Origin of the sequence: Chryseobacterium soli (assembly GCF_000737705.1) — a bacterium.
Classification (GTDB): Bacteria; Bacteroidota; Bacteroidia; order Flavobacteriales; family Weeksellaceae; genus Chryseobacterium; species Chryseobacterium soli.
Window position 1 is genome coordinate 366,730 of record NZ_JPRH01000004.1, and the last position, 25,551, is coordinate 392,280.

Genomic DNA, 25,551 nt, shown 5'->3' on the forward strand with positions numbered 1-25,551 from the left:
CGATGAAAAAAATTTTATTTCTGTTCATGGCTTTGAATAGTATTTTGCTATTTTCACAAAACTTTTCCTGGGTAAAGCAATTCAGAAGTTATACAGATTATGAAGATTTTATTACTAAAAGCGATAAAGACGCTGATGGGAATATTTATTTGATTGGCAGAACCCTTGGATTTAGCGGTATTGATGCAGATCCAGGCCCTAACGTAAATCTAATAATACCAACAAATTACTCAAGTAACGGAACTTATGGAACTACATTCGTTATTAAGCTAGATAGTAACGGAAATTATATATGGAGTTATAAAATAAGCGATCGCCATAATGACTATGATTATGATCTCAAAGTAAAAAATGGAAAAATATATGCATTAACAAGTAAATCCGAACTACAGGGAATTTATGGTTACAGTTACGCAACTATAACCATATTGGGCACAAACGGAAATCTCATTAATGAAACCAAGCTTACCAATTCCACACCCAATTCTCTAGAGGTAGATCATAATGGAAACATATATCTAAGTACATTTACTTTTTCCAACCTCGTATTTTCACAGACCTCAAATTCTGTATTTAATGATACCAATTCCGGTCCGGCATCATATATCATTAAATTTAATCCAAATCTACAGGTTGAATGGCTGAAAAAAATTGCTGGAGGCATGGAAAATAAACTGGCCTTAAATTCTAATAATGATGTTTATTTTGCTATGAACAAGGTGTATGGTCCCGGAGGATATTTATTACGAAGATATTCTCAAAATGGCAATTTATTATGGTCCGGAGAATTGGAAGACCAGAGGTTTTCTGATATAGTAATTGATAAAAATGACAAACTGGTCATATCAGGAGAATGGCAGGCTCAATTCTTCCCGATTGATGTGGATCCATCCAGCCAGCAATATTTGCTGCCATCAAACACTTACGAAAGTCTTTATCTATTATGGTTTGACACCAACAATAATTTATTTGACGTAAAAAAGTATTTGAATACCGGTCAGAACTTCCCGTTGGTTATTTACGGAATGAATTGCGATGATAATAATGAAATTCACATTAACGGAACATTTGAAAATAACTTTGATGCAAATCCTGATTTAGGTGTTAATATGCTCACTAAAGGAAATGGCTATGTAGACGGATGCTCTATTTCTTTTGATTCCAACCGACAGTATAAAAGTTCTTTTAGAATAGGATCTACCAATATAAACTCTCCTAACTCACATTCAAAAATATACCAGACCATCAATAACGGCAATTCTTATTATTATACCGGAACTTTTAGCTGGCATTGTGATTTCGATCCATCATCCAACGAATATTTTCTGAATTCAGTCAATACCAACCAGATCAATACCGATGGCTTTTTACTCAAGATGGAGAAATGCAATAATATTCCACCGAACTCAAGTCAAAACATTTGCCTGGGCTCTACAATACAGTTAAATGCTTCTGGTGGTACTATATATAACTGGAGCGGTCCCAATGGATTCACTTCTAATTTGCAGAATCCGATAATTCCAAACTCTTCTACTGTTAATTCAGGTCTATATACCTGTCACATTTCTGGAACAACAAACGGCTGTGATGGCAGTTTCATGATTCAAATTGTTGTCGGTGACAATACTCCACCAGTTCCAAATATTGCAAGCTTACCAACTATCACCGGAGATTGTCATACGGTTATTTCAACGCTTCCTACTGCTACTGATCATTGTGCAGGACCGATAACTGCAACTACCACAGATCCTCTTTCCTATTCCCTTCCGGGAACTTATATCATCCACTGGACGTATAACGATGGTAACGGGAATATTTCCACTCAAAACCAGAATGTAATAGTAACTTCTCCTGCTCTGCCAACAACAGCAAATCAGGCTCAAATATTTTGTGCAACGAATAATCCCAAAATATCGGATCTTCAGATCACCGGACAAAATATTCAATGGTATAATGCTGCTGGAAATATTCTGACGTCAACAACAGCTCTTGTTACCGGGCAAACCTATTATGCTTCCCAAACGATCAACGGATGTGAAAGCAACAAAATACCTGTTACCGTAACAGTAAACAGTACCCCAAAACCAACCGCCAATGCTGCACAGGATTTTTGTGCTTCTGCCAATCCTACATTGGCAAATTTAGTGGTTACAGGAACTTCTTTAGTATTTTATAATGCTGCCGGAAATATTCTGCCTATAACTACGCCGCTTGTTCACGGACAAACGTATTATGTTTCACAAACGGTAAATGGATGTGAATCTGAAAAACTAAGCATTTCCGTTACACTTTCTATTAATAACGTTCCGGCTAACAATTACGCAGAAACCCTTTGCAACAGCAGTACAGGAAATACTATGGCGGTCAATCTGCATTCTTATGAAGGAAACATCATTAATAATCCAACCAGTTATATTTTCAGCTATTCGGATATTACAGGTAATGCAATTCCCAATCCTTCCAACTATGTCCTGCCTATCGGTACAACAGTTATTCATGTAAAAGTTGCAACCACAGACGGATGCTTCACTGTTGTGAGGCTGACTTTAACCATAAACCCAAAGCCAAGCATTGATCTTCCCGAAAAAATGGATTTCTGTGCAGGAAAAACATTGACTTTAGATGCCGGACCAGGATTTAAAACTTATGTATGGAATACCGGTGCAACAACGCAAACGATCACTGTTTCAACCCCCGGAACTTATACAGTAAAAGTAACCAACAATTTTGGATGCGAAAATACGGACAGCGTCCAGGTAACCTATTCTGTACTGGCACAGATTGTCTCTGTGAATGTCACGAATAATTCAGCAACGGTTATTTTATCTACCTCCGGAAATTATGAATATTCTTTAGACAATTTCATATGGCAGGATTCCAATGTGTTCAATAATCTTAACCTTGGACAGTACACGGTTTATGTAAGAACAAAATCGGGATGTATTATCGGACAAAAAGAATTCACGATCTTTAGTATTCCAAATACCATCACTCCAAATGGCGACGGACTCAATGATACCTGGAGAATTGCCGGATTGGAAAATTATCCGGGAACTGAAGTCTATTTATATGATAGAAAAGGTTTTATGATCCTGAAACAAACCATTAATAAAAAACCTTTCGAATGGGACGGAAAATACAACTCCGGACCGGTATCTACCGGAAATTACTGGTATACCATTAAAATCTCAGACGGAAGATTGTATAATGGCTGGTTATTGGTCAAAAATAGAAATTAAGATAACAAAATAGGCTGTCCGTTGAGACAGCCTATTTTTTGTATTGTTCATCGAGTACTGATGAATGAATGTTTTAAATTATACATTTTTTTATGGATTAACACTTAAATGAGTGAAGCCATGATATAAAAAAAGCTGTTTCAAAAGGATTGAAACAGCTTTTTTTGTTTTTTTTTATACTAACTTGATCTTATCGTCTAAGATATCAACAATCTTATCTTTATAAAGTCCTCCGAGTGCTTTTTTAAAGTTCTTTTTACTCATGTGAAGCTCTTCTTTGATCTGTTCAGGAGAAGATTTGTCTGAAAGATAAAGCAGTCCGTAGTTTTCATTCAGTTTATCGAGTATTTTCTGCTTGAATTCATCAATATTTTCAAATCCTTCAGGCTGCAGGGAAACATCTATTTTCCCATCTTCACGAATGGCTTTGATGTAACCGGTTTCTTCTGAAAGCGGATATAATTTTTTGAAAACATCAGAGGCATATACCAATCCGATGTATTCTTTGTTGACTACAACATTCCAGCCCAGCTCACTTTCGTTCATTAAAATCAGATCGACTTTATCTCCCTGCTTAAACGGCAGATCCTGGTATTGCGGGTTTCTTTTGAATTTCGTTGTTCCGGTAATTAGTTCCAGGTCTTCATCTACATACAGATGAACCAGGTATCTTTTACCTTCAATAATTTTAGACTTCTGCTGCTTGTAAGGAACGAAAAGGTCTTTGATAATTCCCCAGTCCATAAATGCTCCGCTTGGAAGACTCTGTACACAGCTCATTACAGCGAACTGACCAACTTCAGCCAAAGGAATTTCAGTAGTCGCTTTTAATTTATTATCATCCTGATATACGAAAACCTCGATCTCATCATCGACTTCTTTATCATCCTGAACGAAGATTTTGGGCAAAAATGCTTTTTCGCCTGAATCATCTGTTAAGATCCATCCTGAGGTATTTTTTTCTGAAATTTTTAAAGTCTGAGTTTTTCCGAGTTGCATTGAATGATAGAATTAGTCTGCAAAGGTACGGAAATATAAAATTATCGGGCTGTAAATAATCAGTTCTCTTCATTAAATTGCAACATGGTTAAATAAAAATCTACATTTGAAAAATATTAACGTCACAAAAATTATGAAATTATATTATTCCTTTCTGATTGTATTCGCAGGATCAGCAATGCAGGGACAAATTCTGGATAAAACGGTTATCAGTGCGGCGTATCGTTATACCGGGAGAAATGTATTACAGGGAGGGTTAGAATATAAAATGAATACATCCACTTCCGAATCCTTTATTGTCGGCGCATCATTATTATACTCTTCTATACATGATAAAGCTAAATTCTTACCGGAAGCCAATATGTATTATACCAATCGTAAAGGCCAGCTGCTGGGAATATCTTTAAATCCGTATTCTATAGAACCCAGAATCGGAATTTCTTTATTCAGCATCTTCTATCTCAATACCGGATATGCGTTTCCTATTCATAAGGAAAAGTATTTTAAAGGAATCACTTTGGGAATACAGCTTAATATTGCTCCTTTCAAAAACACTACATTCTATGATCAGTTCAAAATGATGTAAATGAAAAAGAGAAGCAAATACTTCTCTTTTTTTATTATTTTGGCAGCTGTGGTGCCCTCATCTTATACTGATAACTGTGCAGTGTATTCAGGAAATTTTCGATATCCGTGAGTTCGCTGTCTGTAAGATTCAGCTTTTGCAGCATCAGCGATTTTTTTGGTGCCAGCGGGCTGTCCCGGTTTCTTTTTTCATTCGGCATTCCGGCATTGTACATATTCAGGACTCCCCTGATATTGGGAAACAATCCATTATGCATATACGGAGCTGTTTTCGAAACTTCCCGTAAGGTTGGCGTCTTAAATTTGCCGACATCTTCATTTTTCTTGCTGATGTTGTACAGTCCGAGATCTTCATATTCCCTTCCGAAATAAGTCAAACCTAAATTATGAAATTTCTTGTCAGAGAAATAAGCTGTGTTGTGGCAGTTGATGCAGTTAGCTTTTGTTCTGAACAAATGCAGACCATTGATTTCAGAATCAGTCAATGCAGATTTCTCACCGCTTACAAACTTATCAAACTTGGATTTTGGGCTAATAATGGTTCTTTCAAATGTAGCAATTGCTTTTGTAATGTTTTCTTCCGTTATTTTATCCTGACCGAAAGCTTTCTGGAAATATTCTTTATATCCTTTGATTTTAGCAATTGTTTTCACGGCTAACCGGGAATGGAAGTTCATTTCCACCGGGTTTTCAATCGGTGCCTTTGCCTGCTCTTCCAAACTTGCCGCTCTTCCATCCCAAAAATATTCTTTGGCATATACGACATTAAGGATCGTCGGAGCGTTTCTGGTTCCTAACTGCCTGTCGTGGCCGTATGCGACCCTTCTTCCATCTGCCCAGGCCAATTCCGGATCATGACAGTTGGCACATGAAATCTGTCCGGATTTAGAAAGCCTTGGGTCGAAGAAAAGCATTTTCCCCAACTCCTCTTTCTCCTTTGAATAAGGATTATTCTTTGGAAATTCCGGTGCTGATAAAGATCCGATATCTTTAAAACCTTCTTTAGCATCATCAAACAAATGCGGCTTGGGCCAGAGATTCTGGTTTCCGCTTCCATAGAGGTCTCTCAGTTCCTGATTCGTATAGCCCTTTTGGGGGCTTTTAAAATCACAGAAAGAATACACCACAAACAAAACTGCCGACAGGGGCAAAATATACTTCATCATCTTTTAATAAAACAGGGATATTCCCGCATTGAAATACAGGTTCGGATTTCCGTTATACTCCGTATTCTGTTCAAACCTTTTGTTCAGCGGAAACAGTGTGGCAAAATTAGTAAATATTTTCAGGGTTGTTTTCGCACTTACTTTCTGATACAACTGAAGTCCCAGCTGCGGTCCCAATTTCGAAGTACTGTCAAACTCATGGTCATTTTTGATTACCTGATCATACAGCAACGTATTAGAAGATGCGGCAGTATATTTCAGGCTCTCACTTACAGGGAAATAAGACATAGCACCCACCTCAAGATTCACTTTCTGGGTATCTCTGTAAAAGATATCTTTATTAAACTTAATATTCAGATCTAAGCTTTTGACGTATTTATGCGTAACTCCCAACAGATCTATAGCTGAAAAATCATTATAAACCGCTTCCACAGTCGCCCCAAATTTTATCTTTTGATTGTCTTTCAAAATCATGCTATTCACGGAAGATAACTTATCTAAAGTCATTCTGTAATTCTGTCCGAATTCAGCATTGTTGTAATTATCTCCGGTGATGCTTTGAAAATTAACGTTTGACGTAAAATCCATTTTGTCTCCTTTATACCAGTAATTGGCATCGGTTTTATAAGTAACAAGACGGTATTTCATCTTTTCCAGACTTTCATCGAAATACGTATAGCCGCTCGTTCTGCCGTCTCTTTCCCCTGTATTTCCGAAGAGATCCTGCATAGATTTACTATACGTAAAATTGATGTTAAAAAAGTTTTTAGGCGTTTCAAAACTATATCCTCCCCCAAAGTTTCTGTCAACGGTTCTGTAACTGTAATCGGTATAAGAAGGGAAATAAATCTGCCTTCCGTACCCGTTTGAAAACCGCACATAATATTCAGGGTTGGAAGTTGCATTCATTGTTTCGTTTACCGACAGAATATCATAGGTTTCTGTTTTTCTTCCTAATCCGCCAAAAACCGACAACTGATGTTTTCCTAAACGATATCCCGCGAATATTTTACCGGAATAATCTGCTGTTTTAATTTCGGGTCTGGGATCAGACTTTCTGTAAGAACTCAGGTTTTTGTAATCTACCAGTGCTCCAAGTTCCAAGCCTTTCCATATCTGGTAAGACAATCCTCCTTTCAGGTGGTAGGTTTGGGTTTCCCAGTTAGCTTTTTTGGGAACAAACAGATAGTTTGGATTCAGTACAAACTGGTCTTCTGTGCGATCGGTAGTCAAATTATAACCTAAATTCTTCTCCGTTAAAAACTGATAATCAAAGCTTCCCAAAAGCCTCAATTTTTCTGAAATATTATAAATACCCTGAGTTTTAAACCCAAACTGGCTGGAACTCTCTGCGGTTTGCACTCTTTTCATATTCAGTTCTTTTACCGTAGCACTAAGTTCTGTTTCTGTAAAGTCTGAAAACTTCTGCTTTGAGAACTGAATGGGGTTATCCCAAACGCTCTCCAGCTGATTATAGTAAAATTGATTTCTGGGGATAAAAATGCTGTCATTCAGCTGTGCCGAAGCCCAACCGAATGACAGAAAAGATGCGATATAAAAAGTCTTGAATTTCATTAATTAATTATTGTTGGAATCCTCTTGGATTAGCCGTTTGTTTTACAAAATCATTCGCCGAATTATTGGTGTCTTCCAACACTTTTCTCTTAGAACCATTAGGAAGCGTGATCTCTTCTTTTGTTTTTCGGATCACAGCCTGAGAATTAAATGAAGCATCACAAGCTACAGATGAAGCGTCTATAGAAGCATTCAGCATTTTAGGTCTTTGAGAATTCGGATTGTAATGTTGTAGTTCTACTCCGTCGATAATAGTACTGTTCGGGATCTGTACGTAGAATTTGGTACTTGAAGTAATCGCCGCAAAAGAAGGATCTGCATAATTCGGAAGTAGGCTAAATTTATCCGTTCTGAAAATCACAAAACTGTCTCTTCCCAGCGTATCAAAAATAAGGTCATTATTTCCGTTAGAATATCCCGGTCTTCCCCAGTAGGCAATTTCCATATCTTTCACTGCCGGATTCTGGATATCAAATTTATATACAGGTTCACCAACCGATAGGTTGAAATTCCCCAGATAGACTTCAAAATCAGAAGTACTTAAGTCAACCGTTAAACCAGGATTTTGAACCGTAATCGGGCTTCCGGTATTGTCTACCAAAGGCGCTTTATGATTGATTCCTGTCTGTGCAATCACCATACTCTCTCCCGGGAAAATAGGATATTGAGATCCGTTTCCAGGAATCCTGATTACATAATCTGCGTAGACATAATCTGTATTGGCGGCACTTCCTAATGTCATTCCTATAGATTTACTCCAGTCATACTGGCCGTTGGCCTGTGAATAGCTATTATTAGTTGCTGTATTTACTTTACCGTACAGCTGAGCAATGTATAATCCATCAGCATAGATAACTTCATTGGAATTATTATAAAGTTCTATAAACTGATCCCTGAATCCTGCACCCTGTATGGCATTAGAACCTGAATAAGAAATCTGTTTGATCAGTAAATCACCAATTCTTGCCCCTTTCAGTTCAATGAAAGTAGTCTGTACGTTGACATTAATAGTAGCATTTTCCTGGATTCCATTAAAACTGATTTCAGAAACAGGAGCGCTGTATCCAAATGTTGTATTGAATTCGCTGGCCAGCATTTTTTTAGCCACCGTCACTTTATACGTTCCCGGAATTACACTTTCAAAATTAGCAAAACCATTGGCATCACTGGTCTGGGTATACGTATCTCCGGAATTATTATTGGTTAAAACTACCGTCGCATTTTTAGCATGCAAAGAACCGTAGTTCGAATCATATTTTACTTCTACTCTGAAGCTTGTCGGTTGAAGATTGGCACCGTTTCCTCCAAAATCATCATCCCTGCAGGAAATCAGCAATAACATGATGGTTAAAAAGCTCAATAGCTGTTTCATAGTCTTTATTTTATAAGTAATTTTTAAAATTGATATTCTATTTTAGCACCGAATGAAAGGTTTAATAAATCCGTTTTCAAAGATTCAACAGGTCTTCCGCTGGTGTAGGTAATCTGTGTCTGTTTAAGATCCAGGAAATTGTTGGCATAGAAAGAAAATCTAAATCCGTTCTGGAAATCTTTAGAAATCTTAAGGTTAAAGTTATGAAAGACCTTTCCCAGCTTCTGATTGATTTCGTCCATATTGGTAGTTTTAATATTGGCGAATTTCGTCGGATCATTGATCTCGTCCTGCGTCAGCATCACTTTTTCCAGGTCTTTATTGATGTAAGCATACAATATTCTTGGATTATACTGCAGTTTATCATCAATAATAAAGTGCTGGGTTCTTAATGTGATCACTAAGCCAGCTTTAGGTAAGTGAAAATTTAAAGCGGCCCCGATATTAAACTGTTTGTATTTAGTTTCATAAGGTTTGTAGACACCATAGATCGCTTCCTGAGTAATCGTTGTAGAAATAAAATAACGATCCGTATTCGAATTATTCCTTGTATCTACATAGCCTCCGGTGATATCTAAACTCACGTTCTTCACTGGAAGTTTGTTAAGTCCTACCATCAGCTCAAGCCCTTTATCTTTGGATTTTAAATTATTAACAATCCTGTTTTGAAGGTAATAATAGTCTTTATATCCTATTATATCATACGTAGGAGTATTGGTGCCGTTGTAATTGATCTGAAGCTGTGCTGCACCTCTTTTACCAGCAAAATATTCATTCGTAAAACCATCATATAAATTATTATAATAGGCTGTTAATCCTATATTCCCAAAAGGAAATTTATAATCCAGCCCTATTTCCGAGCGTATACTTTTGGAGGGTTTTAAATTTTTATTATCGGCATAATCTACGAAAGTCTGCATAATCCCAAGATTATAATAACCTGGTAAACGGACATCTGCCAAAACATCATCATAATATCTTCGTCCTGTATAAATCATATTGATTCCCGGAGCCTTTGAGGAGATACCGAAACCTCCTCTGATCTTGAAATTCTTGTAAATTAAGTAGGAATTAATTCTGGGTTGCAGAACAGAAGCTCCAAACTGATTGTCAAATCGTAGTCCCGCATTCATATTGAAGATATAGCTTCCAAACTTTTTGTACATATTATCTTCGGCATATAGAGAATACTGATATTCTGCTCTCACATTTTCTCCAAAATTATAAGGTCTGAAGGCCTGGCCTCCACCAGAAAACTGAGTTAAGATCGTTTCCGGGCTTCCCAATCTTCCTCTTCCTTTATTGTCGCTGCTTCTCACCGAAGTTCCGATCAGAACATTATGAATCCAATTGGTTTTGGTTTTTATATTTTTCTTCAGATCTGCAGAAAAGAACATCGAAATAGGTTTTCCTTCCACTTCCTGAACCTGCGTATAGTTGGGCGGAGAGTAGGTCGCAGTGTACACGCCTTCGCTGATACTTGTCCCTACAAGCTTTCCTCCATTATTTAAAATCTGGGATTTAAAAGAATTCTGGGAAGCTTGTGAATAGTTCGCACTGATATTTAAATTATCAAAAAAAGCATCTTTAAACCTCCAGTTGAATCGGTTGGAGATACGAATATCCTGTTTCTTATTTTTGACAATCAGTTTACTTTCATCCTCTTCCTCGAAATTGGCGTTATCGAAATTATTTCCATAATCTACAGACAATGAATTGCTGATTCTTTTATTTTTGCTGTACACCGTCCACATCAAATTTGTGGCTATCCTTTGGTAATTGTTGAACTTGGTTCTGGGCTCAGAATTTGAGCTCAGATAATTCACATTTACGTTTATGAAACCTAATCTCTCATTGATCTGAAACCCTTTGTTGATATTATATTCCTGTGTACCATCTCTTAAAGAAAGATAAGCTCTGTACGGAGTTCTTCCACTTTTTTGTTGAATCGTTACCAAACCGGAAGTCAGATCACCATATTTTGCGGAAGGAATTCCCTGTACCACTTCTACACTTTCAATGTTATCAACCGGGATTTCCCTTAAATCAACACCATAATTCGTATTGGAAAAATAGCCGCTGCCAACTCCAAAACCAATGGTATTAGGAGAGAACACAGCACCCTCATGTTCCAGACTTCTGGATATGGGAGAATAGTTTCCTGTGTAGCTCTGCATATTCTCGTTATTGGAAATCGGGATACCGTCTACCACAATGGCAGTACCGAAAGATTTATTTCCAAACCCTTCATCCGTTACGCTTGTAGGAAGAATTGAACGGAATACGATAGGTTTAAATTCGTTAAGGTTAAGATTTTGCAGCTTTTGTCCCGGAATTTGTTCCAATACTTCGTTCAGTGAAAATGCCTGGATGTTCTTCAGGGCCTCTTCCTTGATCTCGATTTCAGAATAATTCTTCTTTTTAGCGGAAAGAGACACTTCATCGATACGGATGGAAGCCACCTTCATCTCAACCGTAATCCGGTTAGCCGGAACGGTGATATAGCTTTTCTTTTCTTCCAACAGCCCCGATCTTGAGAAAACTAAGGTTTCACTGGTATTATAATTAATCTGAAATACACCTGAATTATCGGTTACCGTCCAGATACCGGTATTCTCAATACCGACCTTGACTCCCGAAATAGGCTTCTTGTTGTCTGCTGCCACCACAACCCCGGTCAAAGTCTGACCACTGACGGAAAGGATAACAAACTGAAAAGCAAGAAGTAAAACTCTCTTCTTCAATTTTAACAATTTTTGGCAAAATTATTTATAATTTTTCTAAATAAAAATAAGAAATGAAAATTTTTTTGTGATATATCTCATAGAGAAACAGATTTCACTGTAAAATGAACTAATATTTTCGTTATATATATGTAAAATTTTCAACACAAATCGAAAAATATTGTGTTTTTATCAAAATATATGCTGCCGATGTTTTTTAACATTTCAATAAAAATATTATAATAAATAACCCCAACTCTAATGAATTGGGGTGTATGATAGTTTAAATAATCCTTTTTTCTTGTTAAAGTTTACGATTGAGTTATAAACTCCATGAGTTCACGCTTGCTGCCATCGAAATCAAAAGCGTCATACACCAGAAAGTATTTGTTTTTATCTGCACATTGACGGTATAATAGTTTGGCCATCATCAGTCTGTTTTTATCAAAACTCAAAGATTTCACCAGGTCTCTTATCTGTTGGGATGTAAATGAAGTAGTGTTGGTTTGCTGTCTGATCATCATAATTTTTCCGTCATCAAACTTTTCATTTTTCTGCAACATCTGGAAAAACTGCATGAAGGTGGTATTATCCATTACATTTCCGGATGGATATCCATTTCCCGGCTGATTGCCGTACGGATTATTCCAGATATCATTCCAGTCATTAAAACCATAGGACTGATTTTGCACAGGATAAGAATCTAACAGGTATAATCCTTTATCAGTAAAGAAATCCAATACCATTCTGTTATTGTTTCTGAGTCTAAGGGTAGTTTTATAAATCAGATATCCGTTATCATAAACTGAAATCGGAATTTTACCTGCCTGCAAATCAAAAAACCGGTATTTCCCGGAGGCATTTGAAATAGCCTGATCATCAACCTCAACGGTAAAAAATCCCTGTTCCGGAATTCTTACAAAAACTTCTGCATATCCGTAATTCTGATTCCACTGATAATTTGGATTTTTCTTCGTGTTGCTTTGAGGATTACCTTTATCAGATCTGGAAAAATCAGAATTATTGTTTCTTCTCTCTGTATTTCCGGAAGTTTGCTTTTCGATGGTGGAAACTTCATTTTTCAAAAGTTCACCTGCTTTTCCTGCTTCCTGGGCAAATGAATTTATTCCTGCCAAAAGCAGTAAACTCATAAAAATATTCTTCATGGTTACATTTATTACGTCAATCTCCATTTCTATGCCAAAAAAAAAGAGAAACCAGCAATTGGTTTCTCTTTATCTATATTTCTTGAATTTTTAGTATTCAATACTGATTACATATGGATCGATCTCTTACCTGTCGCATCCAATGCAGCTTCTTTAATAGCTTCTGCATACGTTGGGTGAGCATGAGAACTTCTTGCAATATCTTCAGCACTTGCACGGAATTCCATCGCGATAACGCCTTCTGCGATTAAATCGGCAGCTCTTGCTCCAATGATGTGCATTCCTAATACCTCATCTGTTTTTTCATCCGCAATGATCTTAACCAAACCGTCAACATCCCCGCTTGCACGGCTTCTTCCTAATGCTCTCATCGGGAAAGAACCTACTTTGTAAGTTACTCCTTCTTCTTTCAACTGCTCTTCGGTTTTACCTACTCCAGCAACTTCAGGCCAGGTATAAACAACTCCAGGAATTAAGTTATAGTTGATATGTGGTTTCTGACCAGCCAATTGTTCTGCTACCAATACTCCTTCTTCTTCAGCTTTGTGAGCAAGCATTGCGCCTTTAATCACGTCACCGATAGCATAAATGTTAGCAACATTAGTCTGTAAGTGGTCATTTGTTTTCACTCTTCCTCTTTCATCCAGTTCAACGCCTGCTTTTTCAAGACCAAGACCGTCTGTGTAAGGTTTTCTTCCTACAGAAACTAAACAGTAATCTCCTTCTACAACTACTTCTTCTCCTTTTTTATCTTTAGCAGTAACTTTTACAGAATCTCCTTTTCTTTCAACCGCAGAAACCGCCGTAGAAAGCATGAACTTCATTCCCTGCTTTTTCAGTACTTTCGTCAATTCTTTGCTTAATGCACCGTCCATTCCAGGAATGATCTTGTCCATAAACTCAACAACCGTTACCTGAGCCCCTAATCTTAAATAAACAGAACCTAATTCAAGACCTATAACACCACCTCCGATAACTACTAAATGTTTAGGGATTTCTTTAAGGTTTAATGCTTCGGTAGAAGTGATCACTCTTTCTTTATCTAAAGTGATAAATGGAAGTGAAGACGGCTTGGAACCTGTTGCAATGATCGTATATTTTGATTCGATGGTTTCAGAAGAACCATCTTTTTTCGTTACTTTGATCTGAGTTGCAGATTCGAAACTTCCAACTCCTTCAAAAACAGTAATCTTGTTTTTGTCCATCAGAAAGTTAATCCCTTTGGTTGTCTGATCTACCACTTCGTTTTTACGCTCCACCATTCTTGCAATATCTGCCTGCGGCTCATTGATAATGATTCCGTGACCTGCAAAATTGTGTTTTGCATTTTCGAAGTGCTCAGAGCTGTCCAGAAGTGCTTTTGAAGGAATACATCCTACATTAAGACAAGTTCCCCCCAACGTTGGATATTTTTCAATAATTGCTGTTTTGAAGCCTAATTGCGCAGCACGAATTGCAGCAACATAACCACCAGGACCAGAACCTATTACGGTAACATCGAATTGACTCATGTTATTTTATGAATTTGTTTATTATTATCTTACTTAATTCTTACAAATTTACATATAAATTAGCAAGAACCAAAGTGAGTTTTATCAATTTTTACCATCGAAAGTTTTAATGTAATCCAATATTTTATGAATCTACATTCACTTTCCCCTGACCGAATTCAACAGTATTTCCAAAAAAGGAACCGCCATACAGATACCACTCAAGGCTTTCCAGATAAGCTACTGCATTTTCAGGAGTAATTCCTGAAAGATCTTTTTTGGCAACAATCCCTTTGTACCATCTTCCTGAATAGGAATAATGTTCAAATTCCACAAGATAATGAACCCATATTCTCTGGCAAAGTTTGCACTGCTGAATACTTACCTCTCCATATCTTCCGTTGGTATGGTCTATTCCTACTTCGGAGCTTCTATAATCATTGTGATTCATAGGTGGTTTTTCGCAGATACATCCTAATTTCGGGATCTTTTTCATGTATTGAAGATTGATTTTTTAATAAAATTAATGGACTTCAAAGATAATGAAATATAAGAATCTGTGTCTATTTCCGAATCAAAATAGGTTTATAATTTTTGAAACTCGGATGCTCTCGCAGATTCAACGGATTACATTAATTATTAAAAACATGAGTATCATTAATTGGTAAAAGCAACGAAAAGAAGAAATAAAAAACAGTTATTTTATTTGTTCATCAAATCCAGCAATACTTTCTCGTATTTGTCTAAAATAATATCTTTTGCAAATCTTGATCTTATCGAGTTTTTAATAGCGTCTTTATCATAGCTCTGATGCAGAATTCTCATGATATGCTGAGAAAAATCTTCATGATTTTCAATGTCGGATACTTCACCGTTGACACGGGACTGGATGATTTCATTGATTCCTCCCGGACAGTTATTGGCCAGTGAATAGGTCCCGCAGGCTCCTGCTTCCAACAGGACATTCGGAAAACCTTCATATCTTGAGGAAAGAATAAAGAGGTCTGCATATTTCAGAAACTCATAGGGATTATCCTGTCTGCCGTGAAAAAATACATTTTTAAGTCCCAAAAATTCTTTCATCTGGTGCAGAATCTCCCGGTCCTGGCCATCGCCCAGGATATGCAGTAATATATTTTCATTTTTAAGCCTTGAAAACACCTTCAGCAGGTTATCAAAACCTTTTCTGGAGGATAAGTTCCCGATGGCCACTACATTTTTGTAGTTATATTTAAAACTCTCAGGCTTTTTGGAAGTTAATAATTTGTGATCAATAAACTCAAAGTCTACCGGATTGTTTATTTTAATAATCTTATCCGATTTGATGTTAAAATTCTTGGTAAGATCTTTCAACATGTCATCACTCTGTGCAATGATTCTCTGATAGTTATTATAAAAATTATAGAAGAATTTTATTTCCTTTCTGGTTACATGCTGCGTAACAACATTGGTTTCCCGGGCAATGAATTTTGTCCTTGGAAAAAGTTTGATAAATAATGATAAATAGGCATTTACTTCTCCGTATCCTGAAAACACAATATCCGGTTTTCTGCGGTAGATCTCGGATAATATCGGCTTCAGAGAATGTCTGATCCTTTCTGTATTAATATCAATAATCTCCACATCTTTTTTAAGAAGGCTAAGATAGCCGCCGCGTTTGCGAAGAAGCAAAATCTTAGGTTCAAACCGATCCCGGGAAAGATGGTTCGCAATGGTAGTAATAATTCTTTCTGCACCTCCGGTTTCTAAATCCGGCAGAATAAACATAACAGAAATCTTTTTCATCTTAGGAAAAAACCTTACCCACAATCAGGTAAGGTTAATATTTTTTTAATTAGCAACATCACTAATGAATTTAATTCTCAACATTCTCACTTCTTCATCAGAAAGTTCATCTCCAAATTCATCAAGCAGGATTTTCATACTATCGCTTTCAGAGTCGTTCATAAACTCCATGAAACCGTCTACGATATCTTCATCGAAATTATCTTCAATATAATAATCGATATTCAGTTTGGTCCCCTGATATACAATCCGTTCCATTTCTTTCAACAAATCATTCATGGAAAGATTTTTAGCTCTTGCTATATCTTCAAGATCAATTTTTTTATCCGTACTCTGAATGATGAATACTTTATGGCTGGATTTATTAGCCACCTGTTTCAGCACCATATCCTGGGTACGTTCGATATTGTTGTCTTCTACATAGGTTTTAATGAAGTCTGCGAATTCTTTACCATATTTTTTCGCTTTACCTTCACCTACCCCATAGATTTTTGCAATTTCTTCCACTGTAATCGGATACTGAACCGTCATGTCCTCCAAACTGGGATCCATAAATACCGTATAAGGTGGAATTCCGTATTTCTTGGCTACTTTTTTTCTCAAATCTTTTAACATACCAAATAAATTTTGATCTAAACCGCCACTCGCCTGCATCTGAATCTGATCACTGTCAGCCTTAGTCTGGCTTAAATCAAATTCCCTGTCTTCAGCAATTAAAAAGGTTGGAGCTTTTTTATCTTGTAAAGCCTGTTGTCCTTTTTCAGAAATTTTTAAGACGCCATAAGTTTCAATATCCTTCACCAGGAAATTCTGAACGGTAGCCTGTCTTAAAATTGTTTTCCAATAATTGTCTTTTTCGTGTTTTCCAAAGCCAAAATAAGATTCTTTTTCCATCTTATAGGATTTGGTTACTGCATTTTCTTTCCCTACAATCACAGAAATTAAATCTTTAGATTTGAATTTCTCACCTGTATCTCTGATTAGTTCCAATACCTTTTTAAGATCTTTAGAAGCATCTTTTAGGGTAGGAGGATTGGATGCATTATCACACATATTGGCCCCATCTCCGGTTACCGGATCAAAATTTTCACCAAAATAATACAAGATATACTGTCTTCTGCTCATGCAGGTTTCAGCATAGCCCACAACTTCATTCAGAAGCTGCAGACCGATCTCTCTTTCAGAAACAGGTTTTTGTGCCAGAAATTTTTCCAGCTTTTCTATATCTTTTGGATCATAGAATGCCAGACAATGGCCTTCACCGCCATCTCTCCCCGCTCTTCCCGTCTCCTGGTAATAACTTTCCAGTGATTTTGGAAAATCGTAGTGGATTACAAATCTCACATCCGGTTTGTCAATTCCCATCCCGAATGCAATTGTCGCTACGATCACGTCAGCTTCTTCCATCAGGAATTTATCCTGATTCGCTACTCTTACTTTTTGATCAAGTCCGGCATGATAAGGAAGTGCATTCACTCCATTTACCTGCAGAAGCTGGGCAAATTCCTCAACTTTCCTGCGGCTCAGACAGTAAACAATTCCTGATTTTCCTTTATGCTGATTGATAAACCTAACGATTTCCTTATCTACATTCACTTTCGGGCGTACTTCATAGTACAGATTCGGACGGTTGAAGCTCTCTTTAAACACCAATGCATTCGCCATTCCCAATGTTTTCTGGATATCATCCTGAACTTTAGGCGTAGCGGTAGCCGTTAGTGCTATAACCGGAACATCAGCTATTTTGTCTATAATAAATTTCAAATTCCTGTACTCAGGTCTGAAATCATGTCCCCATTCTGAAATACAGTGTGCCTCATCGATAGCAAAGAAAGAAATTTTAACATCTTTCAGGAAATCCAGATAATCTTCTTTAATTAAAGATTCCGGAGCTACATATAAGAGTTTGGTCTTCCCGCTTTTAATGTCGTCGAAGACCTGCTTGGTCTGCGTTTTATTTAATGAAGAGTTTAAAACATGGGCTACCCCATCTTCGGACGAAAGCCCGTTTACCGCATCTACCTGATTCTTCATTAACGCTATTAAGGGCGAAACTACTATTGCCGTACCTTCTGATATAAGAGCCGGAAGCTGGTAACATAATGACTTACCTCCTCCCGTCGGCATCAGAACAAAAATATCCTTCCCTTCTAACAGGTTTTCTATGATTAGTTCTTGCTGGCCTTTAAAAGTAGAAAACCCGAAATACTTTTTCAATTCGCCTGATAAATTGGCTTTTTTTGCGCTCATCTAATTTTCTATTGCTAAATTTGCATCTATCCCAAAGTTATAAAAAATTCACTTAAAATAAAAGCGAACGAATTTATAAAAAATAAAATTTATATTAAATATTCTTTTTTAAATATAACGTTTTTTAGTGGATTTTTTGTATAACTCATAAAATAAAATTTGTAGACCCCATCAAAATAAAAATGGAAAGAGCCCATATTATTTCAATAGCCAAAAGTACGTTGGAAATAGAGATTTCTGAACTTGAAAAATTAAAAAACAGAATTGATGACGATTTTGCAAAAGCAGTAGAGATCATCCATTCCGCCGAAGGGAAATTAATCGTTGTAGGAATTGGTAAATCTGCCCATGTCGGAAATAAAATTGTTGCCACTTTAAATTCTACCGGTACGCCTTCACAGTTTCTTCATGCTTCGGAAGCTATTCATGGTGATTTGGGGGTTATCCAGAAACAGGATGTTGTTCTTTGTATTTCCCACTCCGGAAATTCTCCTGAAATTGCAACGCTTGTTCCTTATTTAAAGAGCTATTCTTCCGCATTAATCGGAATGACAGGAAATAAGAGCAGTAAGCTTGCCGAATTCTCGGAAGTCATTTTGAATACGCATGTAGATATGGAAGCCTGCCCCAACAAACTGGCACCTACCAGCTCCACTACTCTGCAAATGGTTTTAGGAGATGCTCTGGCGATTGCTTTAATGGAATTGAATGATTTTAAAGCCAATGATTTTGCGAAATTCCATCCGGGGGGAAGTTTGGGTAAAAATTTAATCTCAAAAGTAGATCAGTTCGTTTCTCCGCAAAAACCTCAGGTGACTGAAGATGCACCGGTTAGAGATGTGATCATTTCAATCAGTGCTTCAAGCCATGGAATTACAGTGGTAACCGATCAGGAAAAAATTATTGGAGTCATTACTGACGGCGATTTACGAAGAATGCTGATGAATGGCAGTGATATTACCACAATATCGGCTAAAGATATTATGTCTGCCAATCCGAAGACCGTAGAAAAAGATATGCTGGCAAAAGAAGCCATGAAGATTTTAAAAGAGAATAACATCGGGCAGCTTATCGTTACAGAAAACGGAAAATACTTTGGAATCATTGATCTTCACAAGCTCCTTGATGAAGGAATAAACTAGGCAGGAAGCCGGAAAATGAAAGTTGAAATTCAAACATCTTCATCATAAGACCAGAAGAAAAGTTTTTAATTTTTAAACTTCCATCTTCTCTTATGAAACTTCCCACTTTACTCAAACATTTTTCATAAATTTGAAATCTTAAAAAATTATTCTGTGAGTGAAGGTAAAGAAATGTCCTTTCTTGGACATATTGGAGAATTAAGAGGCCATCTTGTCCGCTCAATGATCGCAATCATAATTGCTGCTTTTATTGTTGGTTTTAATATTAACTGGATCATGGACCATATTTTTTTCGGTCCTACGAGAAATGATTTTCCAACTTTTGAGATTGTGAATCATTTTTCCAGAATGATTTTGGGAGAAGACAGCATTCATCTCCCTAAGGAATTCCCTGTACGTGTGCAAAGACTTTACCAGCAGTTTAATGTCATGATGGCGGTTTCCATTTTTGGGGGAATCGTAGCCGCATTTCCTTATATAGTCTGGGAATTATGGCGTTTTATCGGTCCGGCTTTGCATCCCAGAGAAAGAAAAAATTCAATTTTCATCATCAATTCCGTATGGATTCTGTTTATGACAGGTGTTTTATGCGGTTATTTTTTAATCCTTCCTTTCGCCGTGAATTTTGGGGTTATTTTTAAGATTTCTGACATTATTATCCCTTTATATGATTTAAGTGATTACACGACGTTATTTCTACAGGTAGTATTGGGAATGGGTATTGTTTTTCTTTTTCCGATTCTTATTTATTTCCTTACCAGTATCGGGATTCTGAATCCTAAATTCATGAGGACGTACCGCAGACATGCCATTGTTCTTATTATGGTGGTGGCAGCAATTATTACTCCTGCAGATGTTTTAAGTATGATTATGGCTGCACTGCCGCTGCTACTGTTATATGAATTCAGTATCATTATGTGTGCTTATACGTACAAAAAGGTTCAGAAAAGAGAAGGAAATCTTCCGGCAGTACAGGAATAAACCATTATTATACAGGTAAATTCCAAGAGAAAATTACCTTTTATCATAACATTTTTAAAGGCTCCTATATTTTAAGATTTTATAAAATATGGGAGCCTTTAGCATATCTTACCATCAGTATTTTCAAACGATTCCCTTTCATGGAATTACCGTAAACTTATTTATTTTTTACGTCAATTGGCATTAAATTTTCTACTTTTGGGTAGATTAATTTAATTTATAAATGAAAAAGCTGTCATACACTCTTTTATTTGCATCAGGACTTGTTTTCGGACAAGTCTTAGAGCAGCCCAAAAACTTCACCAAACAAGATACTTTAAAGGGTTCTAACACGTCATTCCGAAACTTTTGGGATGTAAAAAAATATGAACTTTCTGTAGAGCCTGATTTTGATTCAAAAAGTATTAAGGGAAGTAACAGGATCAGCTTTGAAATTATAAAAGATGTTACCAATCCGGTATTCCAGATTGATCTGAAGCAGCCTATGAAAGCAGATAAAGTAGAAGCCAGCTTTGCGATTGCCTCCTACAAACAGGACGGGGATTTCATTTTCATCACCACCAAGAAAAAATTTAAGAAAGGAGAAAAATTCACTATCGACGTAACGTATTCCGGGAACCCAAGAATCGCTGAAAATGCTCCGTGGGACGATGGCTGGGTCTTTACCAAAGATCATAACGGAAATCCGTGGATCAGCGCTGCAGATGAAGCAGGCGGTGCATCTGTCTGGCTTCCTACAAAAGATATCTGGAGTGATGAACCTGACAATGGCGTCGTAATGAAAATTATTACTCCACAGGATCTTGTAGGGGTTGGAAACGGAAGATTAATCAATAAAAAAACGGAAGGCGGGAAAAATATTTTTACCTGGGAGGTTAAAAACCCGATAAACCTTTATTCTATTATCCCGAATATCGGTAAATATGTGAATTTCAAAGATACTTTTAACGGAGAAAAAGGAAAACTGGACTTAGATTACTGGGTACTGGATTATAATTTGGATAAAGCCAAAAAGCAATTCGAACAGGTGAAACCGATGCTTTCGGCCTTTGAATATTGGTTTGGACCTTATCCTTTTTATGAAGATTCTTATAAGATTGTAGAATCTCCTTATCTGGGAATGGAGCACCAAAGCAGTATAGCTTACGGAAATGGATATCAGAACGGCTACCGCGGAAGAGATCTTTCCGGAACGGGAGTCGGACTGAACTGGGATTATATTATTGTCCACGAAAGCGGGCATGAATGGTTCGCGAACAATATTACGGCCAAAGATCAGGCTGACATGTGGATCCATGAGAGTTTTACGATGTATTCTGAAGTGCTTTTCACGGAAAAATATATGGATAAGAAGTCTTCGGAAATGTATGCAGTAGGACTTCGTAAAAAAATTGATAATGATATTCCTATCATCGGAAAATATGGTGTAAAAAATGAAGGCAGCGGTGATATGTATCCGAAAGGAGCCAGCATGATTCACACAATCAGACAGGTGATTAACAATGATGAAAAATTCAGACAGATCTTAAGGGGGCTCAGCAAAGAATTCTACCACCAGACAGTAACCACAGAACAGATTGAAAATTATATTTCATCCAAATCAGGAATTGATTTCTCGAGTGTATTTAACCAATATCTGAGAACCATCAAAATTCCGACTTTGGAATATTCTCAAAACGGAAATATTTTAAAATTCCGTTATACGAATGTGGTTGAGAATTTTAAACTTCCTATCAGAATTGATGGTGAACAAACCATTAATCCTACGGAAAGCTGGCAGACCGTATCCCTGAAAAAAGGAACACCAATTCAGTTTAATCCCAATTATTACATCAATTATACTTCTGTACAATGATCATACAAGGAGAATAATTCCATATGCAAGGCTAATTTTTTAGCTTTTATTAAAAATTAAGAAAAGTTTAATACTGTAATTCGTAACGAATTGAAATTTAAAACAACTACTTAACTATAATTCAGACTCAATGAAAAAAATTGCACTTAGCTTAGGTATGGCCGCCTCTTTTCTGGCCACTGCCCAATCTGTTAAAACCAATATCGATCTGGTGAATGTAAAGGACGATAAAGTGGCTGTTACCATGGAATTTCCGAAAATGAAATCCGGTGACGTTAAGTTTCATTTTCCTAAAACGGTTCCCGGTACGTATTCTCTGGATGATTACGGAAGGTTTATAGAAGGCATCAAATTTTTTGATAATAAAGGAAGAGAACTGGCTTTTACGAAAGTGAATGACAATACGTATTCACTTAAAAATGCCCAGAACTTAAGTAAAATCACGTATCTGGTTAATGACAGTTTCGATGATGAGATGGATACTTCAAAGCATAAAGCGGTATTCTCCCCTTCCGGAACTGATATTGAGCAGGGTAAAGTATATCTGATCAATACCCATGGTTTTATCGGATATATCGATAATATGCAGGATGTCCCTTATCAGCTGGTGATTCAAAAACCTACCGATTTCTATGGAACCACTGCTTTGGTTGATCAGGACAAATCTGAATCTACCGATACGTATACTTTAGCCAATTACGCTAAGGTAACGGATTCTCCTCTGATGTATACCAAACCGGATTATATTACCTTTAATGCAGGCGGAATGGACCTTGTACTAGGCGTGTATTCTCCGACAGGGAAATATAAAGCGGCAGATTTTAAGGATAACTTAGAGAAAATGGTGGTTGCCCAAAAGAAATTCCTGGGTGATATGAATACCAATAAGAAATATGCAATCATGCTTTATCTAGCAGGAACAGACGGACCGCAGATCAAAGGATTCGGAGCTTTGGAGCATCATGAATCTACCAGTGTGGTTCTTCCTGAAATGATGCCGAAAGATGCCATCGATAAAACGATTACGGATGTGGTGTCCCATGAGTTTTTCCATACGGTAAATCCTTTGAAAACGCATTCTGAAGAGATCCATTATTTTGATTATGCAGATCCTAAAATGTCGCAGCACCTTTGGATGTATGAAGGCGGAACGGAATATTTTGCGAATTTATTCCAGATTCAGGAAGGTCTGATCAATAAGGATGAATTTTTACAGAGAATCGGTGAAAAAATTACCAATTCTAAAAATTACGATGATACGATGCCGTTTACGGTGATGAGTAAAAATGTATTGCAGGAGCCTTATAAAGATCAGTACAGAAATGTGTATGAAAAAGGAACCCTCCTTGCCATGTGTCTGGATATTGAACTCAGAAAACTCTCCAACGGAGAAATGGGCTACCGCGATATGATCCGAAAACTGTCTCAGAGATTTGGAGAAAACAAGCCTTTTAAAGATGATAAGCTTATTGATGAACTGGTAACGGTAACCGGATATCCTCAAATCAAGGATTTCTATACCAAATATATTGCAGGAAGCCAGCCGACTCCATATGCCGAATACCTGAATATGGTAGGGGTAGAAGTGAAGAAGCAGGAAGTTCCGCCTCTTTTCTGGTTTATCAAGGATCCGAATCAGACAGGATATAACGAAAAGAACAAAACTTTTATCTTTGATGAAAACTCAGCGTTATCATCATTTTCAAAAAGTATAGGATTTAAAATTACAGATGAAATTCTGGCATTAGATGGTAAAACCGTCGATATCAAAAATGTACAGGATTTTATCAGTTATTCTAAAACGATTAAAGACGGTCAGAACGTTACGGTAACTATTCTGAGAAAGAATGGTGATAAGACCGAAAAATTATCCCTGAAAGGAAAAGCAATCCTGGATAAACTGACTATAGAAAACCTACAGTTTAAAGCAAATCCTAGCCCGGCAGAACAAAAACTGCAAGATCAATGGTTAACTGGAAAGAAATAATAAAAGCGGGAAAAAATTCCCGCTTTTTGTTTTTTTATTTTTAATGATAAATCTCCTTTTTTCCTTATACTTTTCTGATCGTAATTCTAAACGTAGTTCCCTTTCCTACTTCGGTATGAGAGATTTTAATATCTCCGTTATGGTATTCGTGAATGACCCTTCTTGCTAATGAAAGGCCAAGCCCCCAACCTCGTTTTTTGGTAGAATAACCAGGCTTAAAAGCATTTCTGACCTGTTGCTTGGTCATTCCGCTTCCGGTATCTTTCACTTCAATCAAAATGTTTTTATTTCTCTCAAAAACTGACATTTGAAGTGATCCTTCTCCCCTCATGGCATCTACCGCATTCTTAACCAGATTTTCAATCACCCAGCTCATAAGAATTTTATTATGAGGGACCAAAAGTGTATAATTGGGAAGCTGCAACGTGAAATTGATTTTCTTCGAGATACGCGTTTTCAAATAACTGTAATTCTCCTGAATGGTCTGGTTAAAATTCATGTCATTCAGTTCAGGAACGGAACCAATTTTTGAGAATCGTTCAGAGATTGTTCTTAATCTTTCAATATCTTTTTCAATTTCCTGTACGCCTTCAGACTCCGGATTATCTAATTTCATAATTTCCATCCAGCCGATCATTGAAGACAGTGGTGTCCCAATCTGATGGGCGGTTTCTTTGGCTAAACCTGCCCAAAGGTAACCTTCGTCCGTCTTTTTAATGGTCCTTAAAAACCAGAATATAAAAATCAAATAGGAAAGTATGAATAATCCTAAGAAATAAGGATAATACCTTAAATTATTAAGCAATGCTGAGTTATCATAAAACACAAGTTGTTTATCACCATTGGCTACCTCAATTTCAAATGGCTCATAATTGTTCTCCATCTTTCTAATAAGCTTTCGCAGTTCACTAGGATTTTTAAGGATTTCCTGCTCAATATTCCGGGAGCTTCCATCAAATATGAACGGTTTTTTATTTTCGTCGGTAAGAATCGAAGGAATCTGATCGTTTTCAGTTAAAATAGCGAACAATAATTCCTGAGTTTCTGAACTTTTCTGTTGATTATCCTGCAGTATTTTAATGGCCGTTGCAAAAACTTTTATTCTTTCTGCTTCTTTTTCTCTTAAGTTTGTAATGAGAATATTTGAAGAAATAATTAAGGCAATCACAATGACCGTCAGTAATATAAAAACAAACCAATTATTGATTCTCGCTAAGAACGGACGATTTTTCATTC

General features: G+C 36.8%; 17 protein-coding genes. 6 read left to right on the forward strand and 11 right to left on the reverse strand.

Annotated elements, in window-relative coordinates:
- Positions 1–2: 2 nt before the first annotated feature.
- A complete protein-coding gene (locus IW15_RS12035; protein ID WP_034711538.1) occupies positions 3–3,239 on the forward strand; it encodes a T9SS type B sorting domain-containing protein in 3,237 nt (1,078 codons plus the stop codon).
- 174 nt (positions 3,240–3,413) lie between these two features.
- Here the strand turns inward: IW15_RS12035 and IW15_RS12040 are convergent, their stop codons facing one another.
- On the reverse strand, positions 3,414–4,238 hold the full coding sequence (locus IW15_RS12040) for a CvfB family protein (protein WP_034711540.1): 825 nt from the start codon (positions 4,236–4,238) through the stop codon (positions 3,414–3,416).
- A 133-nt stretch (positions 4,239–4,371) separates the two neighbouring features.
- Here IW15_RS12040 and IW15_RS12045 point away from each other — a divergent pair, with 133 nt between their 5' ends.
- Positions 4,372–4,824, forward strand: coding sequence for a hypothetical protein (locus IW15_RS12045; protein WP_034711542.1), 453 nt, complete (start codon positions 4,372–4,374; stop codon positions 4,822–4,824).
- A 34-nt stretch (positions 4,825–4,858) separates the two neighbouring features.
- Here IW15_RS12045 and IW15_RS12050 read toward each other — a convergent pair whose 3' ends face one another.
- The 9 genes from IW15_RS12050 to recQ form a co-directional block, all read right to left on the reverse strand.
- Positions 4,859–5,986, reverse strand: a complete 1,128-nt coding sequence (locus tag IW15_RS12050) for a cytochrome-c peroxidase (RefSeq protein ID WP_034711913.1) — start codon at positions 5,984–5,986, stop codon at positions 4,859–4,861.
- 6 nt (positions 5,987–5,992) lie between these two features.
- A complete protein-coding gene (locus IW15_RS12055; protein WP_034711543.1) occupies positions 5,993–7,564 on the reverse strand; it encodes a DUF6850 family outer membrane beta-barrel protein in 1,572 nt (523 codons plus the stop codon).
- Between the two features lie 7 nt (positions 7,565–7,571).
- The gene (locus IW15_RS12060) at positions 7,572–8,936 is read right to left on the reverse strand and encodes a DUF4876 domain-containing protein (protein ID WP_034711544.1); all 1,365 of its coding nucleotides are present in this window, start codon (positions 8,934–8,936) and stop codon (positions 7,572–7,574) included.
- 23 nt (positions 8,937–8,959) lie between these two features.
- A complete protein-coding gene (locus IW15_RS12065; protein ID WP_034711545.1) occupies positions 8,960–11,680 on the reverse strand; it encodes a TonB-dependent receptor in 2,721 nt (906 codons plus the stop codon).
- Positions 11,681–11,970: 290 nt separating this feature from the next.
- Positions 11,971–12,825 (reverse strand): DUF4476 domain-containing protein, encoded by an 855-nt coding sequence (locus IW15_RS12070; protein WP_034711915.1) that lies wholly within the window; start codon positions 12,823–12,825, stop codon positions 11,971–11,973.
- 107 nt (positions 12,826–12,932) lie between these two features.
- Positions 12,933–14,336, reverse strand: a complete 1,404-nt coding sequence (lpdA, locus tag IW15_RS12075; RefSeq protein ID WP_034711546.1) for a dihydrolipoyl dehydrogenase — start codon at positions 14,334–14,336, stop codon at positions 12,933–12,935.
- A gap of 124 nt (positions 14,337–14,460) precedes the next feature.
- A complete protein-coding gene (locus tag IW15_RS12080) occupies positions 14,461–14,811 on the reverse strand; it encodes a hypothetical protein (protein WP_034711547.1) in 351 nt (116 codons plus the stop codon).
- Positions 14,812–15,017: 206 nt separating this feature from the next.
- Positions 15,018–16,100, reverse strand: coding sequence for a glycosyltransferase (locus IW15_RS12085; RefSeq protein WP_034711548.1), 1,083 nt, complete (start codon positions 16,098–16,100; stop codon positions 15,018–15,020).
- A gap of 45 nt (positions 16,101–16,145) precedes the next feature.
- Positions 16,146–18,350 (reverse strand): DNA helicase RecQ, encoded by a 2,205-nt coding sequence (gene recQ / locus IW15_RS12090; RefSeq protein WP_034711549.1) that lies wholly within the window; start codon positions 18,348–18,350, stop codon positions 16,146–16,148.
- Between the two features lie 182 nt (positions 18,351–18,532).
- Between recQ and IW15_RS12095 the strand changes: the two genes are divergently transcribed.
- The 4 genes from IW15_RS12095 (at position 18,533) to IW15_RS12110 (ending at position 24,315) form a co-directional block, all read left to right on the forward strand.
- Positions 18,533–19,492 (forward strand): KpsF/GutQ family sugar-phosphate isomerase, encoded by a 960-nt coding sequence (locus IW15_RS12095; RefSeq protein WP_034711550.1) that lies wholly within the window; start codon positions 18,533–18,535, stop codon positions 19,490–19,492.
- Positions 19,493–19,645: 153 nt separating this feature from the next.
- On the forward strand, positions 19,646–20,473 hold the full coding sequence (tatC, locus tag IW15_RS12100) for a twin-arginine translocase subunit TatC (RefSeq protein ID WP_185097421.1): 828 nt from the start codon (positions 19,646–19,648) through the stop codon (positions 20,471–20,473).
- Positions 20,474–20,696: 223 nt separating this feature from the next.
- Complete coding sequence (locus tag IW15_RS12105; protein WP_034711551.1) at positions 20,697–22,328, forward strand: M1 family metallopeptidase; 1,632 nt, start codon at positions 20,697–20,699, stop codon at positions 22,326–22,328.
- A gap of 130 nt (positions 22,329–22,458) precedes the next feature.
- Entirely contained in the window at positions 22,459–24,315 is a 1,857-nt protein-coding gene (locus IW15_RS12110) for a M61 family metallopeptidase (protein WP_034711552.1), read from the forward strand.
- 64 nt (positions 24,316–24,379) lie between these two features.
- Here the strand turns inward: IW15_RS12110 and IW15_RS12115 are convergent, their stop codons facing one another.
- Entirely contained in the window at positions 24,380–25,549 is a 1,170-nt protein-coding gene (locus IW15_RS12115) for a sensor histidine kinase (protein WP_034711553.1), read from the reverse strand.
- Between the last annotated feature and the right edge of the window lie 2 nt (positions 25,550–25,551).